This is a genomic window from Sphingomonas lutea (assembly GCF_014396785.1).
Lineage (GTDB): Bacteria > Pseudomonadota > Alphaproteobacteria > Sphingomonadales > Sphingomonadaceae > Sphingomicrobium > Sphingomicrobium luteum.
Genome location: NZ_CP060718.1, coordinates 508636 through 525108, shown reverse-complemented (window position 1 = coordinate 525108; position 16473 = coordinate 508636). Strand labels below are relative to the sequence as shown.

Sequence of the window (16473 nt, the reverse complement as noted above, 5' to 3'; positions counted from 1 at the left end):
GTCGGCCCATCCTGGCGCGCATCAGTTAAAGAGTTCTGCCTCGTCGGATCAATTGCCCGCGGTCGAACCCTTCTTGCCCTGAAGGTCGCCCCAGAAGTCCTGCGTCTCGCGCGCGGAACGCTTCCAGTCCGCTTCGCTCATGCAGGTGCGCTCATAACCCGCGAGCGTGCCCGTCTTGAGCGTACGCTTGCAAATTTGCTTCTCGGGCTTGGTGCTCGCTGCGACGGGGATGGCCTTGATTGGTACCGGGGCGCGGCCGGGGATGGTCCAGTTGACCACGCCCTCATGCGTTGATCGCTTCACCGCGTCGCCATTGGGTCCAAGGACCTGCTTGAACGTGGCGTGCCGCACGATCATCGCGCAGGTTTCCTGGTCGAGCAGCGGATAGCCGCTGCTGTGCGTGACCTCGCAGCTTGTCGGACTCGCCTTGTCGTCAAGCTTTACGACGAAGAAGACCGACCCCTGCTCTCCCGCGGCAAGCGCGCGCGGCGGGTAATTCTTGAACATGACCTCGGTCATCTGCCGCATCCGCTTTTCCTTCGCGGCATCGCCGGCGGCGGCGGCAGGAACGGCAGTGGCAACTAAGGCCATGGCCAAAATGGAACGGAGCATCATCTCAACCTCCCACGCTGCAAGCGGAGCCGCTTGGCTATCGGCGCGCCGCCAAACATATCACAAGCGACAGCCGGAACCGAGAATTCCGGAATGCGGGCGGCGGAAACAGGGCTTCCCTGCGATCATGTGCGCGCTACAAGCACGGCCATGAACAAGCTTATCCTTGCCGCGACCTTGCCGGCCGCCCTCGTCGCCTGCGCAACGCTTACCCCGCCCGAGACAGCCCCCGGTCCCGACTTCCTGGCGCGCAATGGCGCCGCGCGCGGAGTTGTGACGACCCCGAGCGGCCTGCAATATTTCATCGTGAAATCCGGTCCCAGGACAGGCCGCAGCCCGGTCGACGGCGACACCGTCACCTTCGATTATGAAGGCAAGCTCACCACCGGCGAGACGTTCGGCAGCAGCTTCGCGCGCGGGCAGCCGCTGGTCGGGGGCGTGGGCGATTTCGTCCCCGGCTTCACCGAGGCGCTGAAACTGATGCGGCCGGGCGACGAATGGATCGTGTGGATCCCGCCCGCGCTCGGCTACGGGTCCGAGGCGAAGGGGCCGATCCCGGCAAACAGCGTCCTCCGCTTCCGCTTGGCGCTTCACAAGGTGGAGCCCGCGGCGGCGCGCTGAACAATCGTTCGTGCATCAACGAAAAAGGCCCGCCCTGCACGCGCAGGACGGGCCTTTTCTTTTCAGTTGCCGACTCGCCTAGTCGATCTTCGGCAAGGTCGAGAATTGGTGGAACGGCGGCGGGCTGGACAGGGTCCACTCCAGCGTCGTCGCGCCTTCACCCCAGGGATTGTCGGGCGCCTTCTTGCCCGCGGCGAGAGACCAGAACAGGTTGACGAAGAAGATGCCGACGCCGGCGATCGTCACCATGTAGCCGTAGGTGGAAATTTGGTTCCACGTCGCGAACGCCGGGGTGTAGTCGGGGATGCGCCGCGGCATGCCGTCGAGGCCCAGGAAGTGCTGCGGGAAGAACACCATGTTCACGCCGACGAACATGACGAAGAAGTGCAGCTTGCCGAGCAGCTCATTGTACATCTTCCCGCTCATCTTCGGGAACCAGTAGTAGAAGCCCCCGAAGATGGCGAAGACCGCGCCGAGGCTGAGCACGTAGTGGAAGTGCGCGACGACGTAATATGTGTCGTGCATGTAATTATCGACGCCGCCATTGGCGAGCACCACGCCGGTCACGCCGCCCACGGTGAACAGGAAGATGAACCCGATCGCCCATAGCATCGGCGTTTCGAAGGTGATCGAACCGCCCCACATGGTCGCGATCCAGCTGAAGATCTTCACGCCCGTCGGCACCGCGATGATCATCGTCGCGGCCGTGAAGTACATCTTGGTGTTCACGTCCATGCCGATGGTGAACATGTGGTGGGCCCACACGACGAAGCCGATGACGCCGATCGCGACCATGGCGTAGGCCATGCCGAGATAGCCGAACACGGGCTTGCGGCTGAAGGTCGCGACGATCTGGCTGATCATGCCGAAGCCGGGCAGGATCATGATGTACACTTCAGGGTGCCCGAAGAACCAGAAAAGGTGCTGGTAGAGCACCGGGTTGCCGCCGCCGCTGGCGTCGAAGAAGGTCGTACCGAAATTACGGTCGGTCAGCAGCATGGTGATCGCGCCCGCAAGTACGGGCAGTGCCAGCAGCAGCAGGAAGGCCGTGACCAGCACCGACCACACGAACAGCGGCATTTTGTGCAGGGTCATGCCCGGCGCGCGCATGTTGAAGATGGTGGTGATGAAGTTGATCGCGCCGAGGATCGAACTGGCGCCCGCAAGGTGGAGCGAGAAGATCGCCATGTCGACCGCCGGCCCGGCCGAGCCCGAGGTCGAGAGCGGCGCATAAACCGTCCAGCCGGTGCCCGCGCCAAGGCCGGTGCCGCCGGGCACGAAGGCCGAGCCCAAAAGCAGCAGGAACGCCGGGACGAGCAGCCAGAAGCTGATGTTGTTCATGCGCGGGAAGGCCATGTCAGGGGCGCCGATCATCAGCGGCACGAACCAGTTTCCGAAGCCGCCGATCATCGCTGGCATGACCATGAAGAAGACCATGATCAGCCCGTGCGCGGTGATCAGCACGTTCCAGTGGTGCGCCCATTCATCGAAGTTCGCGCTGCCCGCGCCGATCGGCCAGCCCTGGTTGAGCACCTGGATGCCCGGCTCCATCAATTCCCAGCGCATCAGGCCGGAAATGGCACCACCAATGATGCCCGCGACGATCGCGAAGATCAGATAGAGCGTGCCGATATCCTTGTGGTTCGTCGACATGAACCAGCGGACGAAGAAGCCCGGCTTGTGGTCGGCATCGTGATGATCGGCCTCATGCGCGCCATGCGGGCGGAGGTTGAGGGCGTCTGCGGCAGTGCTGCTCATGATCTGGCGGTCCCGATCGTAAAATTAGTTCGTGTTGGTGGTCGCGGCGGGCGCTGGCTGCGGCGCCGCGGCGGGCGGCGGCACGGCCGATGGCGTATTCGGAGAGATGTTGATCGCGTCGGGCGTGGCCGCCGGCCGGGCGCCCGGCATCGTCCCGCCCTTGGACGTGATCCACTGCGCGAACTGCGCCTCAGGGACGACCTCGACGGCGATCGGCATGTAGGCATGTCGCGCGCCGCACAGCTCAGTGCACTGACCGAAATAGACGCCCGGGCGATCGACCTTAACCCACGTCTCGTTGAGCCGGCCCGGATTGGCGTCGATCTTGCTCCAGAACGCCGGAATCCAGAAGGCGTGGATGACGTCGTTCGAGGTGACGATGAACTTCACCACCTTGCCCGCCGGGATCACCAGCCGCTCGTCTACCGCCAGCAGCGGCGGACCGTCGGCATCAGTGCGGAAGCGCTCGCCGCCCCGCGCATCCTTCTGCTCCTTGAGCATGTTGGACACGATCTCGAGCTCACCATGCTCGGGATATTGGTAGGTCCAATACCATTGGTTGCCGATGACCTTGACCGTGAGGTCGGCCGGCGGCGGCGAATATTGGTGGCGCAACAGTCGGATCGAGGGGATGGCGATCGCGACCAGGATCAGCACCGGCACCAGCGTCCAGATCACTTCAATCGTGGTGTTGTGCGAATTGCGCGACGGCGTCGGATTGGCGGCGCGGCGGTAACGGAACATTGTCCACACCAGCAGCACGAGGACGAAGACGCTGATCGCGGCGCACATCAGGAGCAGCCAGTTGTCGTGGAAGCTGGCAGCTTCCCGGCCGATTTCGGTGACTTGCTGCTGCAGGCCGCGGCGACCGTCAGGAATCCCGACACCGGCTTCCGGAATGGCGCGGCCGACGCTGCCGACCGGCGGCAGGGCGGCCGTCGTCGCGGGCGCTTCGGCAGCGGCATCCGCGGCATTGGCCGCAGCGGCGCTGACATTCCCCTCGGCCTGCGCCGCCTCGGTCGCTGCGGGTGGCGCGGACGCAGGCACCTGCGCGGCGGCGGGTGTCATGCCGGCTGCGGCCAGAGCGATCGCCCATCCAATCAGTTTCATCTGTACCCCTGACGTGCGTGGGAACTGGAGGCGCGGGTGCGCCCACGAATTTGCGGCCCCCTATAGGCGCGGCTTTTGTGCGCCTCAAGCGGCACCTTGGGCTGGGGTGTTGATGCCCCCGGCGGGGCACCGTAATGGCGGCACTCGACATGACCGATGAAGAGATTCTCGCGGAATTCCGCGCCGCCGACGCCCTGCTCGAAGGGCATTTCATCCTTTCGTCCGGCCTGCGCAGCTCCAAATATCTGCAATGTGCACGCGTCCTCATGGACCCGGCGCGTGCCGCTCGGCTGGCCGAGGCACTCGCGGGAAAGCTGCCGGCGAGCATCCGCGGCTCGATCGAGGCGGTAGTTTCCCCGGCGATGGGCGGCATCATCATCGGCCACGAAATGGGCCGTGCGCTGGGCAAGCCGGCCATGTTCCTGGAACGACCGGCGGGCATCTTCGAATTGCGCCGCGGGTTCCGAATCGCGCCGGGGACACGCGTGCTGATGGTCGAAGACGTGGTCACCACCGGCCTGTCGTCGCGCGAAGCCATCGCCGCGGTGCAGGCCGCCGGGGGCGAGGTCGTTGCCGAGGCCGCCTTGGTCGACCGCTCCTCGGGCACCGCCGATCTCGGTGTTCCATTTGTTCCGCTGATTCGGATCGACGTCCCGACCTACGCGGCCGATGCGGTGCCCGAAGATCTGGCGGCAATCCCCGCGATCAAGCCGGGCAGCCGCGCGGCCGCATGATCAGGCCGATCGCCCTGGCGGTGACCCTGACGTTTTCGGGCGTCGCCGCAGCGGCGGCCCCGCCCGACAGCGTCGTGGCCTCGGTCGAAGGGCGGGCCAAGGCTGCGGGATTCGACGGCGCGATCCTGATCGGTGAGGCTGACGGGACTCAGTCGACCCTGACGATCGGGACAAAACCCGTCGATCCGCGCGCAACCTGGCGCTGGGCATCAATCACCAAGCAGCTCGCGGCGGTCATCGCGATGCAGGAGGTCGCAGCGGGTCGCCTCGACCTCGACGCGCCGGTCGCGCGCTATTGGTCCGACTGGAGAGCGCCGAATGCGGCAACCATCCGCATCCGCGACCTGCTCAACCACAATAGCGGCTTGCCGCAGCCGGACGAGAGCCAAGCCGACGCGCAGGGCGTCCCCGCATTTTACCGAAGCGGCGCGGCCAGCCCCGCCGACGCGGCCGCAGGGTTTTGCGCCGGTCCGCCCAAGGCCAAGCCGCCGGCCAAATTCGACTATAATAATTGCGACACGATCGTTCTTGCCGAAGTGCTGGCACGGATCACAGGCAAGCCTTTTCCAGCCCTCCTGCGGGAGCGAATCGTCGCGCCATTGAAGCTGGACAGCGTCGGCATGTTCGAATTCGGCCAAGCGCCGGTCGGCCATGTTGCGCCGATTGGCGACGTGCGTGAGATCGATGGCCTGATCAACCTCGGCGTCAATGGCGCCTCCGCCGGCGCGTACGGGACGATTGCCGACCTGTGGCGGTTTGACCATGCGCTGCTGCAGGGCAGCCTCGTTCCCGCGGCGCAGCGCGCGCAAATGTGGACCGCGCAGGAATCCAACGGCTTTCTGAACGCCTTCCAATGGACCTATCCCGCGCCGCTCAAAGGGTGCTCGGGGCCGGTGAAGATTGTCGAGCGTCAGGGCTTGGTCGGCGGGATCGAGCTGCGGAACTGGCTGCTCCCCGAGACGGGGCGCGCATTGATTCTGTTCAGCCGCAAGCGACCGACCAACCTGGGCGACCCGTGGGAGGGCAAGGGTTTCGCCTTTGACCTGCTGTCGGCGGTGGCGTGCCGATGAGCGCGATCTTCCACCTGTCCTTCCCCGTGCGGGACCTGGAGGAGGCGGTCCGATTCTACACGACCGTCCTCGGCGGCGTCGCCGGGCGGCGCGAGGACCTTTGGGCGGACGTTGCGCTATTCGGCGCGCAACTGACCTTGCAGTACGTCCCCGGGGACGTGCTCGACCCGATGCCGCGCTCACGCCACTTCGGCGCAACCGTGCCGTGGCACGATTGGGAAAAGCTGGTGGAATCGCTCGCTGATTTCGTCGAGCCGCCGCGCATCGACCATCGCGGCACCGAGCTCGAACAGGCCAAGGCGATAGTCAAGGACCCGAGCGGCAATTTGATCGAGCTTAAGGCCTATCGCGACACGCGCGCGGTTCTGGGCGAGCTTGCCCAGTGACGCTCCGCCTTGGCGTCAACATCGATCACGTCGCGACCATCCGCAACGCGCGCGGCGGCGAGCATCCCGACCCGGTACGGGCGGCGATCATGGCGGCCGAGGCCGGCGCTGACGGCATCACCGCACATCTGCGAGAGGACCGGCGCCACATTACCGACGGCGACATCGGCCGGCTAATGGCCGAGATCGGCCTGCCGCTGAACCTGGAGATGGCGGCGACCGAGGAGATGCTGGCGATCGCGCTGCGCCATAAGCCGCACGCTGCCTGCATCGTCCCCGAGAAGCGGGAAGAACGGACGACCGAAGGTGGGCTCGACGCCGATGGGTATCGCACCTTGCTGGCGCCGATGGTTGCGCGCTTGTCGGACGCCGGCATTCGCGTGAGCTTGTTCATCGAACCGGCCGAGCGGCAGGTCGAGGCGGCGATCGCGCTCAAAGCCGCGGTCGTTGAATTCCACACCGGCCGCTACGCCCACCGCGAGGGCGAGGCGCGCGCCGAGGAATTGAAGCGAATCGCCGATTGCGCGGCGCTCGCGGTCAAGAACGGCATCGAGCCGCACGCTGGCCACGGCCTCACCTTCGCCAACGTCGCGCCCGTCGCCGCCATCCCGCAACTCGCCGAACTCAACATCGGCCACTTTCTGATCGGCGAGGCGATCTTCACCGGGCTCGGCGACAGCGTCCGGCGGATGCGCACGCTGATGGACGCGGCGCGGTGAAGAACCCCCGTTTCATCGAATGGCAATGGCGAACCATGCGCTGGACGTGGGTTATCTTTGTGATAGCGGCGCCGGTTCTCGTCGGCATGAACTTCATCACCGCAGCGTCTGACGGCGACCCGCTGCCGTGGATGGACATCCCAATGGCTGTTGGCATCGTCGCTTGGGGCACTGCGATCATGTGGCTCGCGCGACGATGGTTTAACTTCATGGCCGGTTCTGAAGTTTGCAGATGGCGTCGTGACCGATGATCGTCGGCATCGGCAGCGACCTGTGCAACATCGAGCGGATCGCGCGCTCACTCGACCGCTTCGGCGACCGCTTCCTCAACCGCGTCTTCACCGAGACCGAGCGGCGCAAGGCGGCGTCGCGTCCGCATACGGTCGCGGGCACGCTGGCCAAGCGCTTCGCCGCCAAGGAGGCTTTTTCCAAAGCGGTTGGCACCGGCTTCAAGCGCGGCGTGTTCATGAAGGACATCGGCGTCGTCAACGCGCCGTCCGGTGCGCCGACGCTGCACCTGACCGGTGGTGCGCGCGCCTGTCTTGACGCGCTTGCGCCGCCGGGCCACGCGGTCGACGTGCATTTGACGATGACCGACGATCACCCTTGGGCGCAGGCCTTCGTCATCCTGACCGCCCGCAAGCTGGAGCGATGAGCTGAGCGAGGAACTTCCGCAGGTGAGCACCGCTAAGGCGGCCGCCCCTGCCACCCCCGACAAGGACAGCAAGGACTCCGCTGTGTGGCGGGAGATCAAGGGCTTGCTCTGGGTGCTGCTGGCGGTGTTGGCTTTCCACAGCTTCGTCGCCAAGCCCTTCTACATCCCATCGGAATCGATGATGCCCGGGCTTCTGACCGGCGACCGCCTGGTGGTCAGCAAATATCCCTACGGCTGGTCATGGGTGTCCCCAAGCTTCCACGTCTTTCCGCCGACCGAAGGCCGTATCCTGGGTAAGCTGCCCGAGCGCGGCGACATCGTGATCGTCACGCCGGCGGGCACCAAGACCGATTATATCAAGCGCGTCGTCGGGATGCCTGGAGACACGATCCAAATGATCAGCGGGTCGCTGATCATCAACGGCAAGGCGGTAAAACGCGTGCTGCAGCAGCCAGCGACAATCCCCATCGACCCCAATTCGCCATGCGGGTCGGAGCGCGATCCGGCGCTGGCCAACTTCCGCGCCCCCGGGCCCGACGGGACGATGGTGTGCCGCGTGCCGATCGTCCGCGAAACGCTCCCCAACGGCCGGTCGTATGACACGGTCGAACTAGGTCGCGCACCGACCGACAATTTCGGCCCCATCCGCATTCCCGCCGGCCACCTCTGGCTGATGGGCGACAACCGCGACGATTCGGCGGACAGCCGCGTCCCCGAATGGCAGGGCGGGCTGGGCGGACCGGTGCCGTGGGAGAATATCGGCGGCCGCGCCGAGTTCATCACCTTCTCGCTCGACGGGACGACGGTCTGGTACAATCCACTGACCTGGGTCGCAGCCCTGCGGCCGGGCCGCGCAGGAACATCGCTTCGAGGCGAATGATGACCGCGAACCCGCCCACCACCGAGCCGCATGTCGAGCGGCCAGGTCCGGCGGAATTTCGCGATCCCCTGATCCGGCGCGAGCTGCAGCGAGCCGCCGTGTGGTTCGGGATGGCGTTGCTCGTCGTCGGGGTGATCGTCCTTGCCCATCCACTGCTGCTGATCATCGGCGGCGCGATCTTCGCGGTGTTCCTCGACGGCGGTGCGCGCCTGCTTGGCCGCTGGCTGCCGATCCCGCGCGGATGGCGTCTGCTGATTTTCACCCTGCTCGGTTTCGGCTTCCTTGGCTGGGTGCTGTGGTTTGCCGGAACCACGATCTCTGCCCAGTTCGAACAGTTGCGTGATGTCGTCACCGCGCAGTTCAACCGCCTGATGGCCTTCGCGGCGGAGATGGGGCTGATCCCCGATGGCCCGCCCGCCGACCTCGGCGCGCAACTTCTCGGGTCGGTCGGTCGCCTGACCACCGCCGTCGGCAGCGTGCTCGGCGGCTTGACCAGCGTCATCGCGATGATCGTCATCGGCATCTTCCTTGCCGCCGAACCGCGCATTTACGACCGGGGTATTGCCTGGATGCTGCCCTTGAGCGCCCGCGCCGGCTTCTACCGCATCGCGGAACATGTCGGCTTCACGCTGCGCCGACTGCTGTTCGGGCGGATCGTCGGCATGGTGTTCGAAGGCGCATTCACCTGGGCGATGCTGAGCCTCGGCGGAGTGCCGATGGCCGCGCTGCTCGGGCTTCTGACCGGGGTCCTCGCCTTCATCCCCAATATCGGCGCGATCATTTCCGGCCTGCTGATGGTCGCGGTCGGCTTCAGCGCCGGGACCGAGCAGGGCGTGTGGGCTATCATCGTCTATTTCCTGGTGCAGAACATCGACGGCTATCTGGTGCTTCCCTACATCGCGCGGCGCACCGTCGACCTCGCGCCCGCGATCGTGCTGGCGATGCAGCTGTTGATGGGCGCCTTGTTCGGGATCTTGGGCGTTCTGTTCGCCGACCCGATCCTGGCCACGCTCAAGGTCGCGCTGGTCGACCTCAGCGATAAGCGCGTGGAGGAGCAAGGTGAGAAACCGGAAGTCGTCGCTTCCGGCTAGGCCGTCACTGTTGCGGCTGCTGTCCGCCGGCGGCGCCCGCACCCTGCATCAGGGCGGCGGCATTGGGCACGACCTCGAGCACACGGACATCGAATTCAAGGTTGGCGTTAGGCGGCACCGGGCCGCCCTGCGGCGGGGTTGCGCCATAGGCCAGGCGCGACGGAATCCACACCTTGTAGCGGCCACCCTTGCTCATGCGGCTCAGCGCCTGAGCGAAGCCCGGGATGGTCTGGCTGGCCAGCAGCATCGCCGGGCCGCGACCGGCGCTGGAATCGAACACCGTGCCGTTTTCCAGCCGGCCTTCATATTCGATCACGACGCCGTCGGTCGGCTGGACGGTCGGGCCGGTGCCGGCCTGGACCGTGTCCACCTGAACGACTCGCCCGCGGACGCTCTGCGTGCCCCACCAGGCGAGCAATAAGCCGGCGGCGATGACGAGGAGGAAGCCGAGCCACAGCTTCATGCCCCGGCGCGAATGGGCGGGGCGGCTACCGGTTTCGGCGTTTGGCATGTGTCGGTGCGCTTGAGCGGCGATAAGGCTTAGCGCGCGCCTTCGCGCTCGGCGCGCTTGCGCTCGAGCTTGCGGGCGCGGCGAATCGCGGCGGCACGCTCACGGGCGCGCTTTTCCGACGGCTTTTCGTAATGACGGCGCAGCTTCATCTCGCGATAGACGCCCTCGCGCTGCAGCTTCTTCTTGAGGGCGCGCAGCGCCTGCTCGACGTTATTGTCGCGAACGATGATCTGCATAAACTCTCGTCACAATCCTTTGTCGTGGCCCCAAGCGGCCGGTTTCTGCGACGCGCGGCAGATGACCTGCGCTGCGCCAAAATCTCAGCAATAAGCTAGCGGCCTCCGGAGCTGCAAAAGCTGCGGCGACGGCGCGCCCCTTACCAGTGCCTTCGCAACGGTTCAACCCGCCGCGCGCCGAATTCCTGTGCGACGAACCGTGGAACCAAAGCGGTAAGCCGCGAAACTCGTCCCGAAAGGTTATCGGCGGTTAAGCCATTGAATGATAAAAGCAGTGCTCATTCCGGGAGCGGGGATTGCATGATTCTAGACCGTAGAGAGCTGTTGCGTTTTGGCGCCATGGGTGCGGCAGGTGTGGTCCTGTCGTCGTCGGCCAGCTCCAGCGTTCTTCCGTCGAATTACGCGCTGCCGCCGGCCGCGCCGCTGACACCGGCAGCGCCGGCCACGCCGCCCTCGATCCTGACGCCGGCCGCGCCGGGCGGGATCAACCCCAACCTTTTCTCCCGCGCCAAGTTCGCGCTCGACCAGCACCGGATCGCCGCGCGCGACTGGATGGCGGTGGTCGATTTCTCGCTTCCGTCGAGCGAGAAGCGCTTCCATGTCGTGGACCTGCGCAGCGGTGAAGTCGAAAGCTTCCACGTTGCCCACGGCTCGGGGAGCGATCCCAAGCATTGCGGCCAGCTCGAGCGCTTCTCGAACGAGTTCGGCTCCTACGCGACGTCGAACGGCGCCTACACCACCGGCGAATATTATCACGGCAAGTACGGGCTCTCGATGAAGACCCACGGCCGCGACTGGACCAACAACAACGCCGAGCCGCGCGCGATCGTCATCCATAACGCCTGGTACGCCGAGCCCAACGTCCTCGCCGCCCACGGCAAACTCGGCCGCAGCCAAGGCTGCTTCGCTTTCTCGCGCGACGACCAGTGGAAGGTGATGCGCAAGATCGCCGGCGGGCGGATGATTTATGCGGATAAGCTGGCGTAGTACCGAGCGCAGCGACGCCGGCGCAAAGAGCCGCCGGAGCAGCGCGAGAGATGCGAAGCCGCGGCCGGCCTGCGGTCGAGCGGCCAAGCCGCGAGCCCGACAGGACCGACGTCACGGGATTTACTCCCGTGACGGTTTGTCACCATGATGTTCGAAATGCGTAGAAAGGGTCCCGCTAGGCTCCTCTACCCATAAGTAAAGAGGCGGCGAACACGCAGCCGGCGGATAGCACTAAAGCCTGACCGAAAAGCGCGGCGCGGACAGACAATCTAGAGGCTGACCGAAATCCAATCCACGTCGCTACGGCAAGCATGAGGATCGGAACGAGAAGGCTGGGAACGACCTCCGACGTCGGCATCCACAGCGCGTATCGCAAGATAGCATACGAAATCACAAGCAAGTAGGCTAACCACGTCAAATTGCCGCGACGGTCAGTGCGCGAAGGGTCCGCACCATTCGCTAGGATCGCCTCAATTCGACGCCACCTTCGTCGCCTTGGCCCCGGCCACCTGCGTCTTCGGCTTGGGCGCGAACATCTTCAGCCCACCGTCCTTCGTGTTCAACGCCGCCAGCGCCTTCCCGTCCCGCCCATACAGATCCGCGTAATCGACGATTCGCCCGTCGTTCAGCCCCGCGGCGCTGAAATAGACGATGTAGACCGGCACCGGCTTGACGAAATTGGCCTGCTTGCTCTTGCCCGTGGCGAGCTGCGCCTTGACCTTTTCGGGCGTCCACTCGCCGCCGTCGTCGGCCAGCAGTTCCATCGCGAGATCGTGGATATTCTCGGTGCGGATGCAGCCGTGGCTGAGCGCGCGCATGCGGCCGGCAAAGCGGCTGCGGGCGTTGGTGTCGTGCAGGTAGATGTTGAGCGGATTGTACATCACGAACTTCATCTGGCCGAGCGCATTAGCCGGCCCCGGCGGCTGGCTCCAGCGCAGGAACTTGCCCGTCTTGGGATCCTTGACCGCGTTATAGCCCTTCTTGCCCGCGACTTCCTTCGCGATGCTCGGCGGCACTTCCCACGACGGGTTCAGCATCACGCCCACCGCGTTGACCGACAGCTGCGGCGTCGGCGTCTTGGTCGCGCCGGCGATCGCGCGCTGTTTCCAGCGGTTGACGCCATTTTCAACCAGCGTCGCGTGGAAGCCCGGCACGTTGACGATGATATACTTGTTGCCCAGGTCGCGCGGCAGCCAGCGCCAGCGGTCCATGTTGAGCTTGATGCGATTGAGCTTGGCGGTCTGCCCTTCCGGTGTCGCGGCCAGCGCGGTCTTGAGCGCGGCATATTGCGGGTGCGTCGGCAGCAGGCTGTCGAGTGCCTTGCGCACCGTCAGGGTCGATAGCGCATTGCGCAGCAGCGCATCCTGCTTTGCCGCGTCGAGGTCTTTGTCCACCACGAACCACTGGATCCGCGCCGACTTGTGCACGTGACCGAGCGCGAGATCGTTCGACAGGCGATTGAAGCGCGCCGTGGCTTCGGCCGACAGGCGCAGCGGATCGCCCGAGGCCATCGCCGCTTCGAGGCCCGCGGGATCGTAATCGGCGGGCTCCAGCCCTTCGCTGCCGACTTCGCGGATGGCGTAGAGCAGGTCTTGCGCATTATGCATGTTCCACACGGCGGGCGGCAACGGCGGCGGTGCGGGTGGCTCGACGGCTGGCGCCACTGGGGCCGGCTGCACCGCGACGGGCGCCGTCGGCATCTGCGCGGACAGTGACGTCGCGGCCACGCTGGAGGCCAAGACGAGCAGGCTCGCAGCCCGGATCGGGCGGCGGCTAAGTGGCTTTGAACCCATCATTTTCAACGAATACCCCCGTGCCGGGCCAATATAACCGCGCGCGGCTTCGTCGGCCAGTGACGCGCGCGCCACAGTGACGGAACTTTGCGACGGCCGCATGATCGCAAACCAATCCTTAAGGGGCATGGCTAGAGTTGGCCGTCTGTCAGGAGAGGTCTCTGCAAGTGGCGTCCAGCTTCAGTCTCGATGGGAGCATGATCCCGCGGTCCGAGAAGCGCTCGATCGACGAACGGGGCGAGGCTCGTTATCCGGCGGCGTCGAGCACCGCAGTGATGCAGTTTCGCGGGCGAAAGCATGTCGTCCGGCTGATCAACGTATCGCAATCGGGCGCCATGGTGATTTTCCCACACCTGCCCAACATTGGGGAACGCCTTCCCCTGCAAATCCTTGACCACGGGCTTGTCACGGCACAGGTGGTGTGGGTGAAGGACGGGCGTCTCGGCCTCACCTTCACGGCTCCGCTGGAGTGAGTATATCCCGATGGAGATGAGTTTTTCGATGATCCGGGCACGCATTGCCGAAGACGATGGGGAGCGCCGCCGCGCGACTCGCCATCCGGTCGCGCTCGATGCCAAGATGCGCGAGCTGGGCGAAAGCGGTGTCGAAGCGCGCGTTCTCAACATTTCGGAAACCGGCTTCATGGCGGAAGTGGAGGGTGACTTCGCCGTCGGCTCGCGCGTGTGGCTGATGCTGCCCGGCCGCGACCGCGCCAATGCCCTGATTCGCTGGGCAGCCGGCGGCCGCATCGGCGCCGAATTCGCAGAACCGTTCGCGGTGGAAGGCGTTGCCGCGGCCTGATCCCGGCACATCCTACCGTCTCAAATCCTCGATTCACCCACGGCCCTTGCTGCCGTTGCAACCGCATTCCGCTTCGATCGTTTGGCTGGCCGCGAGAGGAAGAAGACTATGGCCATGAGCATGCTCAGCAATGAGCTTCGCCGCCCTTCAGAGCGGGGCTATCACGCGGTTTATCGCGAGCACCAGGTCAACCACTGCCCGGGTTGTGGGCGGACGCATTGGCTGATCGGCCGCATGTCGGCGGAATGCGCGTTCTGCGCCACGGCATTGCCGCTGGCCGAAGCAAGCATGCGCTCGCACAACGGGCCGGTAGTGATCCAGCACAAGAACCGCCACAACCAGGACGCCTGGGCGGCCTGAGCTTACCCCCGCTCGCCCGTCGGCTTCCGCCGTACCGGCACCTGCACGTTGCACAGATCCACCCCGCCCGCGGGACGAATGTAGAAATCGTCGCGGCGATTGGCGCGGATCTTTAGATATTGCGCGAAAGTCGGGCTCGCCGTGTCCATATATTCGAATGCCGGGCGGTCGGCTGCGCTCACCTGACTCGCCAGCCGGATGCTGGCGATCGGCACGTGCTGGGACTTGTCCTTGTAGAAGCCCAGGCCTTCGGTCCCGCGCGGCAGCGAGCTCAACTTGTCGATGCCTTCGACGACGCGCCCGACCGAGGCGATGTTGCGATCAAGGTGGCGCGGCGCGTGGCCGATATTGGCATAGAGGTCGGCCGCCGATCCCGTTTCCGGATCCATGCCGCGCGACACCCCGACATAGCCGTAGCAATGCGTCAGGTTCGCCCAGCCTTCGCTCGGGCTGTAGGCGACGGGCCAACCATCGACGAAGCCGGCGGCGGGCGCATAAGGATCGGGCGAACCGAGTGGCGTGATGTTTAGCCCGGCCAGCGCCCGCGTATACTCCGCCGGCGGCTTCGCGAGCACGCCCGGCGGCAAGGGCTTCTCGGTCTCCCCCAACCCCCATTGCGCGACATAATTGTCCTGCACGCGATAGACCGTCGCGCCCGGCCAGTAATTGGCGCGCGCCATCTTCTGGACGTTGGCGACGTGGACGGGCGCGAACATCGGCGCCAGTTGGATGACCACGCGTCCGCCATTGGCCAGGTCCATCACGAGCAACTCATCGGCCGGGATGGTCTTCCACGCGCTTGCCGGCGCCGCATTCACGACATCGGTCGGCGTCAGCAGCTTGGGCAGCGCCGCCTGCCCCATCAGCGCGAGTGCGGCGGGAACCAACAGATAAGTGTTCATGATACCCCCTTCGTCCTGTTGCCGACGGTCTAGCGAACGATTGCGGCGCTCGCTATCGCCAAGGCCATGCACATTGCCACGCTGATGCTGCTCGGCTCGGGAGAGCTCGGCCGGGAATTCGCCATTGCCGCCAAGCGCCTCGGCTGCCGCGTCATCGCCTGCGACCGTTACGCGAACGCGCCCGCAATGCAGGTCGCCGATGCCTGCGAGGTGTTTTCGATGCTGGACGGCGGGGCGCTGCGCGCGGCGGTCGAGAGGCATCGTCCCGACGTGATCGTGCCGGAGATCGAGGCGATCGACACGGCGACGCTCGCCGAGCTGGAGAAGGAAGGACACCGCATCGCGCCGTCGGCCAAGGCTGTACAGCTGACCATGAACCGCGACGGCATTCGCGACTTCGCGGCGCGCGAGATGGCGCTGGTCACGTCCAAGTATAAGTTCGCCGAATCCCGCGACGAAGCGATCGCCGCGGCGGCGGAAGTCGGCGTGCCGTGCGTAGTCAAGCCGGTGATGTCGAGCAGCGGAAAGGGGCAGAGCACTGCCAAGACCGCCGCGGATGTCGGTCCCGCCTGGGACTACGCGGTCGAAAACATGCGCGGCGACCGCCCGCGCGTGATCGTCGAGGAGTTTATCGACTTCGACAGCGAGATTACCTTGCTGACCGTCGCCACGAAGGACGGGACCATCTTCTGCCCGCCGATCGGCCATCGCCAGGAAGCGGGCGATTATCGCGAAAGCTGGCAGCCGGCCGCGATTCCGGAAGGAGCGCTGATGTCGGCGCGGCACCAGGCGCGCAAGGTCGTCGAAAAGCTTGGCGGCCATGGCATCTTCGGCGTCGAGTTCTTCATCCGCGGCGACCAGGCGATCTTCTCGGAACTGAGCCCGCGCCCGCACGATACGGGCATGGTCACGTTGATCTCGCAATTCCCCAATGAGTTCGAGCTGCACCTGCGCGCGATCCTCGGCCTACCGATCCCGTCGGTGGAGCTGATCGGCCCGTCGGCCTCGGCCGTGATCCTGGCCAGCGAGGAAAGTGAGGACTTCGCTTACGAGGGCGTGGCCGAGGCGCTGGCCGTAGGCGCACCGCGCCGCCCGGTCGACCTGCGCCTGTTCGCCAAGCCCAAGACGCTGAAGAATCGGCGGATGGGGGTGGCGCTGGCACGCGGCGACAATGTCGACGAAGCCGTGGAGCGCGCGAAGACTGCAGCCGGTCGCGTGCGCATTCGTTATGGCGGGAAATAAGGAGA

At 65.6% G+C, this 16473-nt stretch carries 21 protein-coding genes; 14 read left to right on the top strand and 7 right to left on the bottom strand.

Features of this window, described 5'->3' with window-relative positions; translation table 11 throughout:
- Positions 1 to 48: 48 nt before the first annotated feature.
- Positions 49 to 615 (bottom strand): energy transducer TonB, encoded by a 567-nt coding sequence (locus H9L13_RS02725; protein WP_187538819.1) that lies wholly within the window; start codon positions 613 to 615, stop codon positions 49 to 51.
- 147 nt (positions 616 to 762) lie between these two features.
- Here H9L13_RS02725 and H9L13_RS02720 point away from each other — a divergent pair, with 147 nt between their 5' ends.
- Entirely contained in the window at positions 763 to 1233 is a 471-nt protein-coding gene (locus tag H9L13_RS02720; protein WP_187538817.1) for an FKBP-type peptidyl-prolyl cis-trans isomerase, read from the top strand.
- A 78-nt stretch (positions 1234 to 1311) separates the two neighbouring features.
- On the opposite strand, the gene ctaD is transcribed toward H9L13_RS02720, so the two are convergent.
- Both ctaD and coxB read right to left on the bottom strand, forming a co-directional pair.
- A complete protein-coding gene (ctaD, locus tag H9L13_RS02715; protein ID WP_187538815.1) occupies positions 1312 to 2991 on the bottom strand; it encodes a cytochrome c oxidase subunit I in 1680 nt (559 codons plus the stop codon).
- 24 nt (positions 2992 to 3015) lie between these two features.
- Complete coding sequence (gene coxB, locus H9L13_RS02710) at positions 3016 to 4101, bottom strand: cytochrome c oxidase subunit II (protein ID WP_187538813.1); 1086 nt, start codon at positions 4099 to 4101, stop codon at positions 3016 to 3018.
- A gap of 149 nt (positions 4102 to 4250) precedes the next feature.
- On the opposite strand from coxB, the gene pyrE reads away from it, so the two are divergent.
- The 8 genes from pyrE to H9L13_RS02670 are packed head-to-tail and all read left to right on the top strand — an operon-like array spanning position 4251 to position 9636.
- On the top strand, positions 4251 to 4835 hold the full coding sequence (gene pyrE / locus H9L13_RS02705) for an orotate phosphoribosyltransferase (RefSeq protein ID WP_187540077.1): 585 nt from the start codon (positions 4251 to 4253) through the stop codon (positions 4833 to 4835).
- Positions 4832 to 5905, top strand: a complete 1074-nt coding sequence (locus H9L13_RS02700; protein WP_187538811.1) for a serine hydrolase domain-containing protein — start codon at positions 4832 to 4834, stop codon at positions 5903 to 5905. Before pyrE ends, H9L13_RS02700 begins: the two co-directional genes overlap by 4 nt.
- Positions 5902 to 6291 carry a VOC family protein gene (locus H9L13_RS02695; protein WP_187538809.1) on the top strand — a complete coding sequence of 130 codons (390 nt, stop codon included), beginning with the start codon at positions 5902 to 5904 and terminating at the stop codon, positions 6289 to 6291. The genes H9L13_RS02700 and H9L13_RS02695 overlap by 4 nt, the downstream gene beginning before the upstream one ends.
- On the top strand, positions 6288 to 7010 hold the full coding sequence (locus tag H9L13_RS02690) for a pyridoxine 5'-phosphate synthase (protein WP_187538807.1): 723 nt from the start codon (positions 6288 to 6290) through the stop codon (positions 7008 to 7010). The genes H9L13_RS02695 and H9L13_RS02690 overlap by 4 nt, the downstream gene beginning before the upstream one ends.
- Entirely contained in the window at positions 7007 to 7261 is a 255-nt protein-coding gene (locus H9L13_RS02685) for a hypothetical protein (RefSeq protein ID WP_187538805.1), read from the top strand. Before H9L13_RS02690 ends, H9L13_RS02685 begins: the two co-directional genes overlap by 4 nt.
- Positions 7258 to 7665, top strand: a complete 408-nt coding sequence (gene acpS / locus H9L13_RS02680) for a holo-ACP synthase (protein WP_187538803.1) — start codon at positions 7258 to 7260, stop codon at positions 7663 to 7665. The genes H9L13_RS02685 and acpS overlap by 4 nt, the downstream gene beginning before the upstream one ends.
- Before the next feature lie 22 nt (positions 7666 to 7687).
- Positions 7688 to 8545, top strand: coding sequence for a signal peptidase I (lepB, locus tag H9L13_RS02675; protein WP_187538801.1), 858 nt, complete (start codon positions 7688 to 7690; stop codon positions 8543 to 8545).
- Positions 8542 to 9636, top strand: a complete 1095-nt coding sequence (locus H9L13_RS02670; RefSeq protein ID WP_328282561.1) for an AI-2E family transporter — start codon at positions 8542 to 8544, stop codon at positions 9634 to 9636. The genes lepB and H9L13_RS02670 overlap by 4 nt, the downstream gene beginning before the upstream one ends.
- 4 nt (positions 9637 to 9640) lie before the next feature.
- Here the strand turns inward: H9L13_RS02670 and H9L13_RS02665 are convergent, their stop codons facing one another.
- Together H9L13_RS02665 and rpsU are read right to left on the bottom strand one after the other, a co-directional pair.
- Entirely contained in the window at positions 9641 to 10147 is a 507-nt protein-coding gene (locus H9L13_RS02665; RefSeq protein WP_187538799.1) for an FKBP-type peptidyl-prolyl cis-trans isomerase, read from the bottom strand.
- Between the two features lie 29 nt (positions 10148 to 10176).
- A complete protein-coding gene (rpsU, locus tag H9L13_RS02660; RefSeq protein ID WP_155265546.1) occupies positions 10177 to 10383 on the bottom strand; it encodes a 30S ribosomal protein S21 in 207 nt (68 codons plus the stop codon).
- A 324-nt stretch (positions 10384 to 10707) separates the two neighbouring features.
- Here rpsU and H9L13_RS02655 point away from each other — a divergent pair, with 324 nt between their 5' ends.
- On the top strand, positions 10708 to 11370 hold the full coding sequence (locus H9L13_RS02655) for a murein L,D-transpeptidase catalytic domain family protein (protein ID WP_235091104.1): 663 nt from the start codon (positions 10708 to 10710) through the stop codon (positions 11368 to 11370).
- A 470-nt stretch (positions 11371 to 11840) separates the two neighbouring features.
- On the opposite strand, the gene H9L13_RS02650 is transcribed toward H9L13_RS02655, so the two are convergent.
- Positions 11841 to 13097 carry a L,D-transpeptidase family protein gene (locus H9L13_RS02650; protein ID WP_187538797.1) on the bottom strand — a complete coding sequence of 419 codons (1257 nt, stop codon included), beginning with the start codon at positions 13095 to 13097 and terminating at the stop codon, positions 11841 to 11843.
- 263 nt (positions 13098 to 13360) lie between these two features.
- Here H9L13_RS02650 and H9L13_RS02645 point away from each other — a divergent pair, with 263 nt between their 5' ends.
- The 3 genes from H9L13_RS02645 (at position 13361) to H9L13_RS02635 (ending at position 14324) form a co-directional block, all read left to right on the top strand.
- Positions 13361 to 13636, top strand: a complete 276-nt coding sequence (locus H9L13_RS02645) for a PilZ domain-containing protein (RefSeq protein WP_187538795.1) — start codon at positions 13361 to 13363, stop codon at positions 13634 to 13636.
- A gap of 28 nt (positions 13637 to 13664) precedes the next feature.
- Entirely contained in the window at positions 13665 to 13964 is a 300-nt protein-coding gene (locus H9L13_RS02640; protein WP_187538793.1) for a PilZ domain-containing protein, read from the top strand.
- 114 nt (positions 13965 to 14078) lie between these two features.
- Positions 14079 to 14324, top strand: coding sequence for a hypothetical protein (locus tag H9L13_RS02635; RefSeq protein WP_187538791.1), 246 nt, complete (start codon positions 14079 to 14081; stop codon positions 14322 to 14324).
- 2 nt (positions 14325 to 14326) lie between these two features.
- On the opposite strand, the gene H9L13_RS02630 is transcribed toward H9L13_RS02635, so the two are convergent.
- Positions 14327 to 15226, bottom strand: coding sequence for a peptidylprolyl isomerase (locus H9L13_RS02630; RefSeq protein ID WP_187538789.1), 900 nt, complete (start codon positions 15224 to 15226; stop codon positions 14327 to 14329).
- A 66-nt stretch (positions 15227 to 15292) separates the two neighbouring features.
- Between H9L13_RS02630 and purT the strand changes: the two genes are divergently transcribed.
- Entirely contained in the window at positions 15293 to 16468 is a 1176-nt protein-coding gene (purT, locus tag H9L13_RS02625; RefSeq protein ID WP_187538787.1) for a formate-dependent phosphoribosylglycinamide formyltransferase, read from the top strand.
- Positions 16469 to 16473 lie beyond the last annotated feature (5 nt).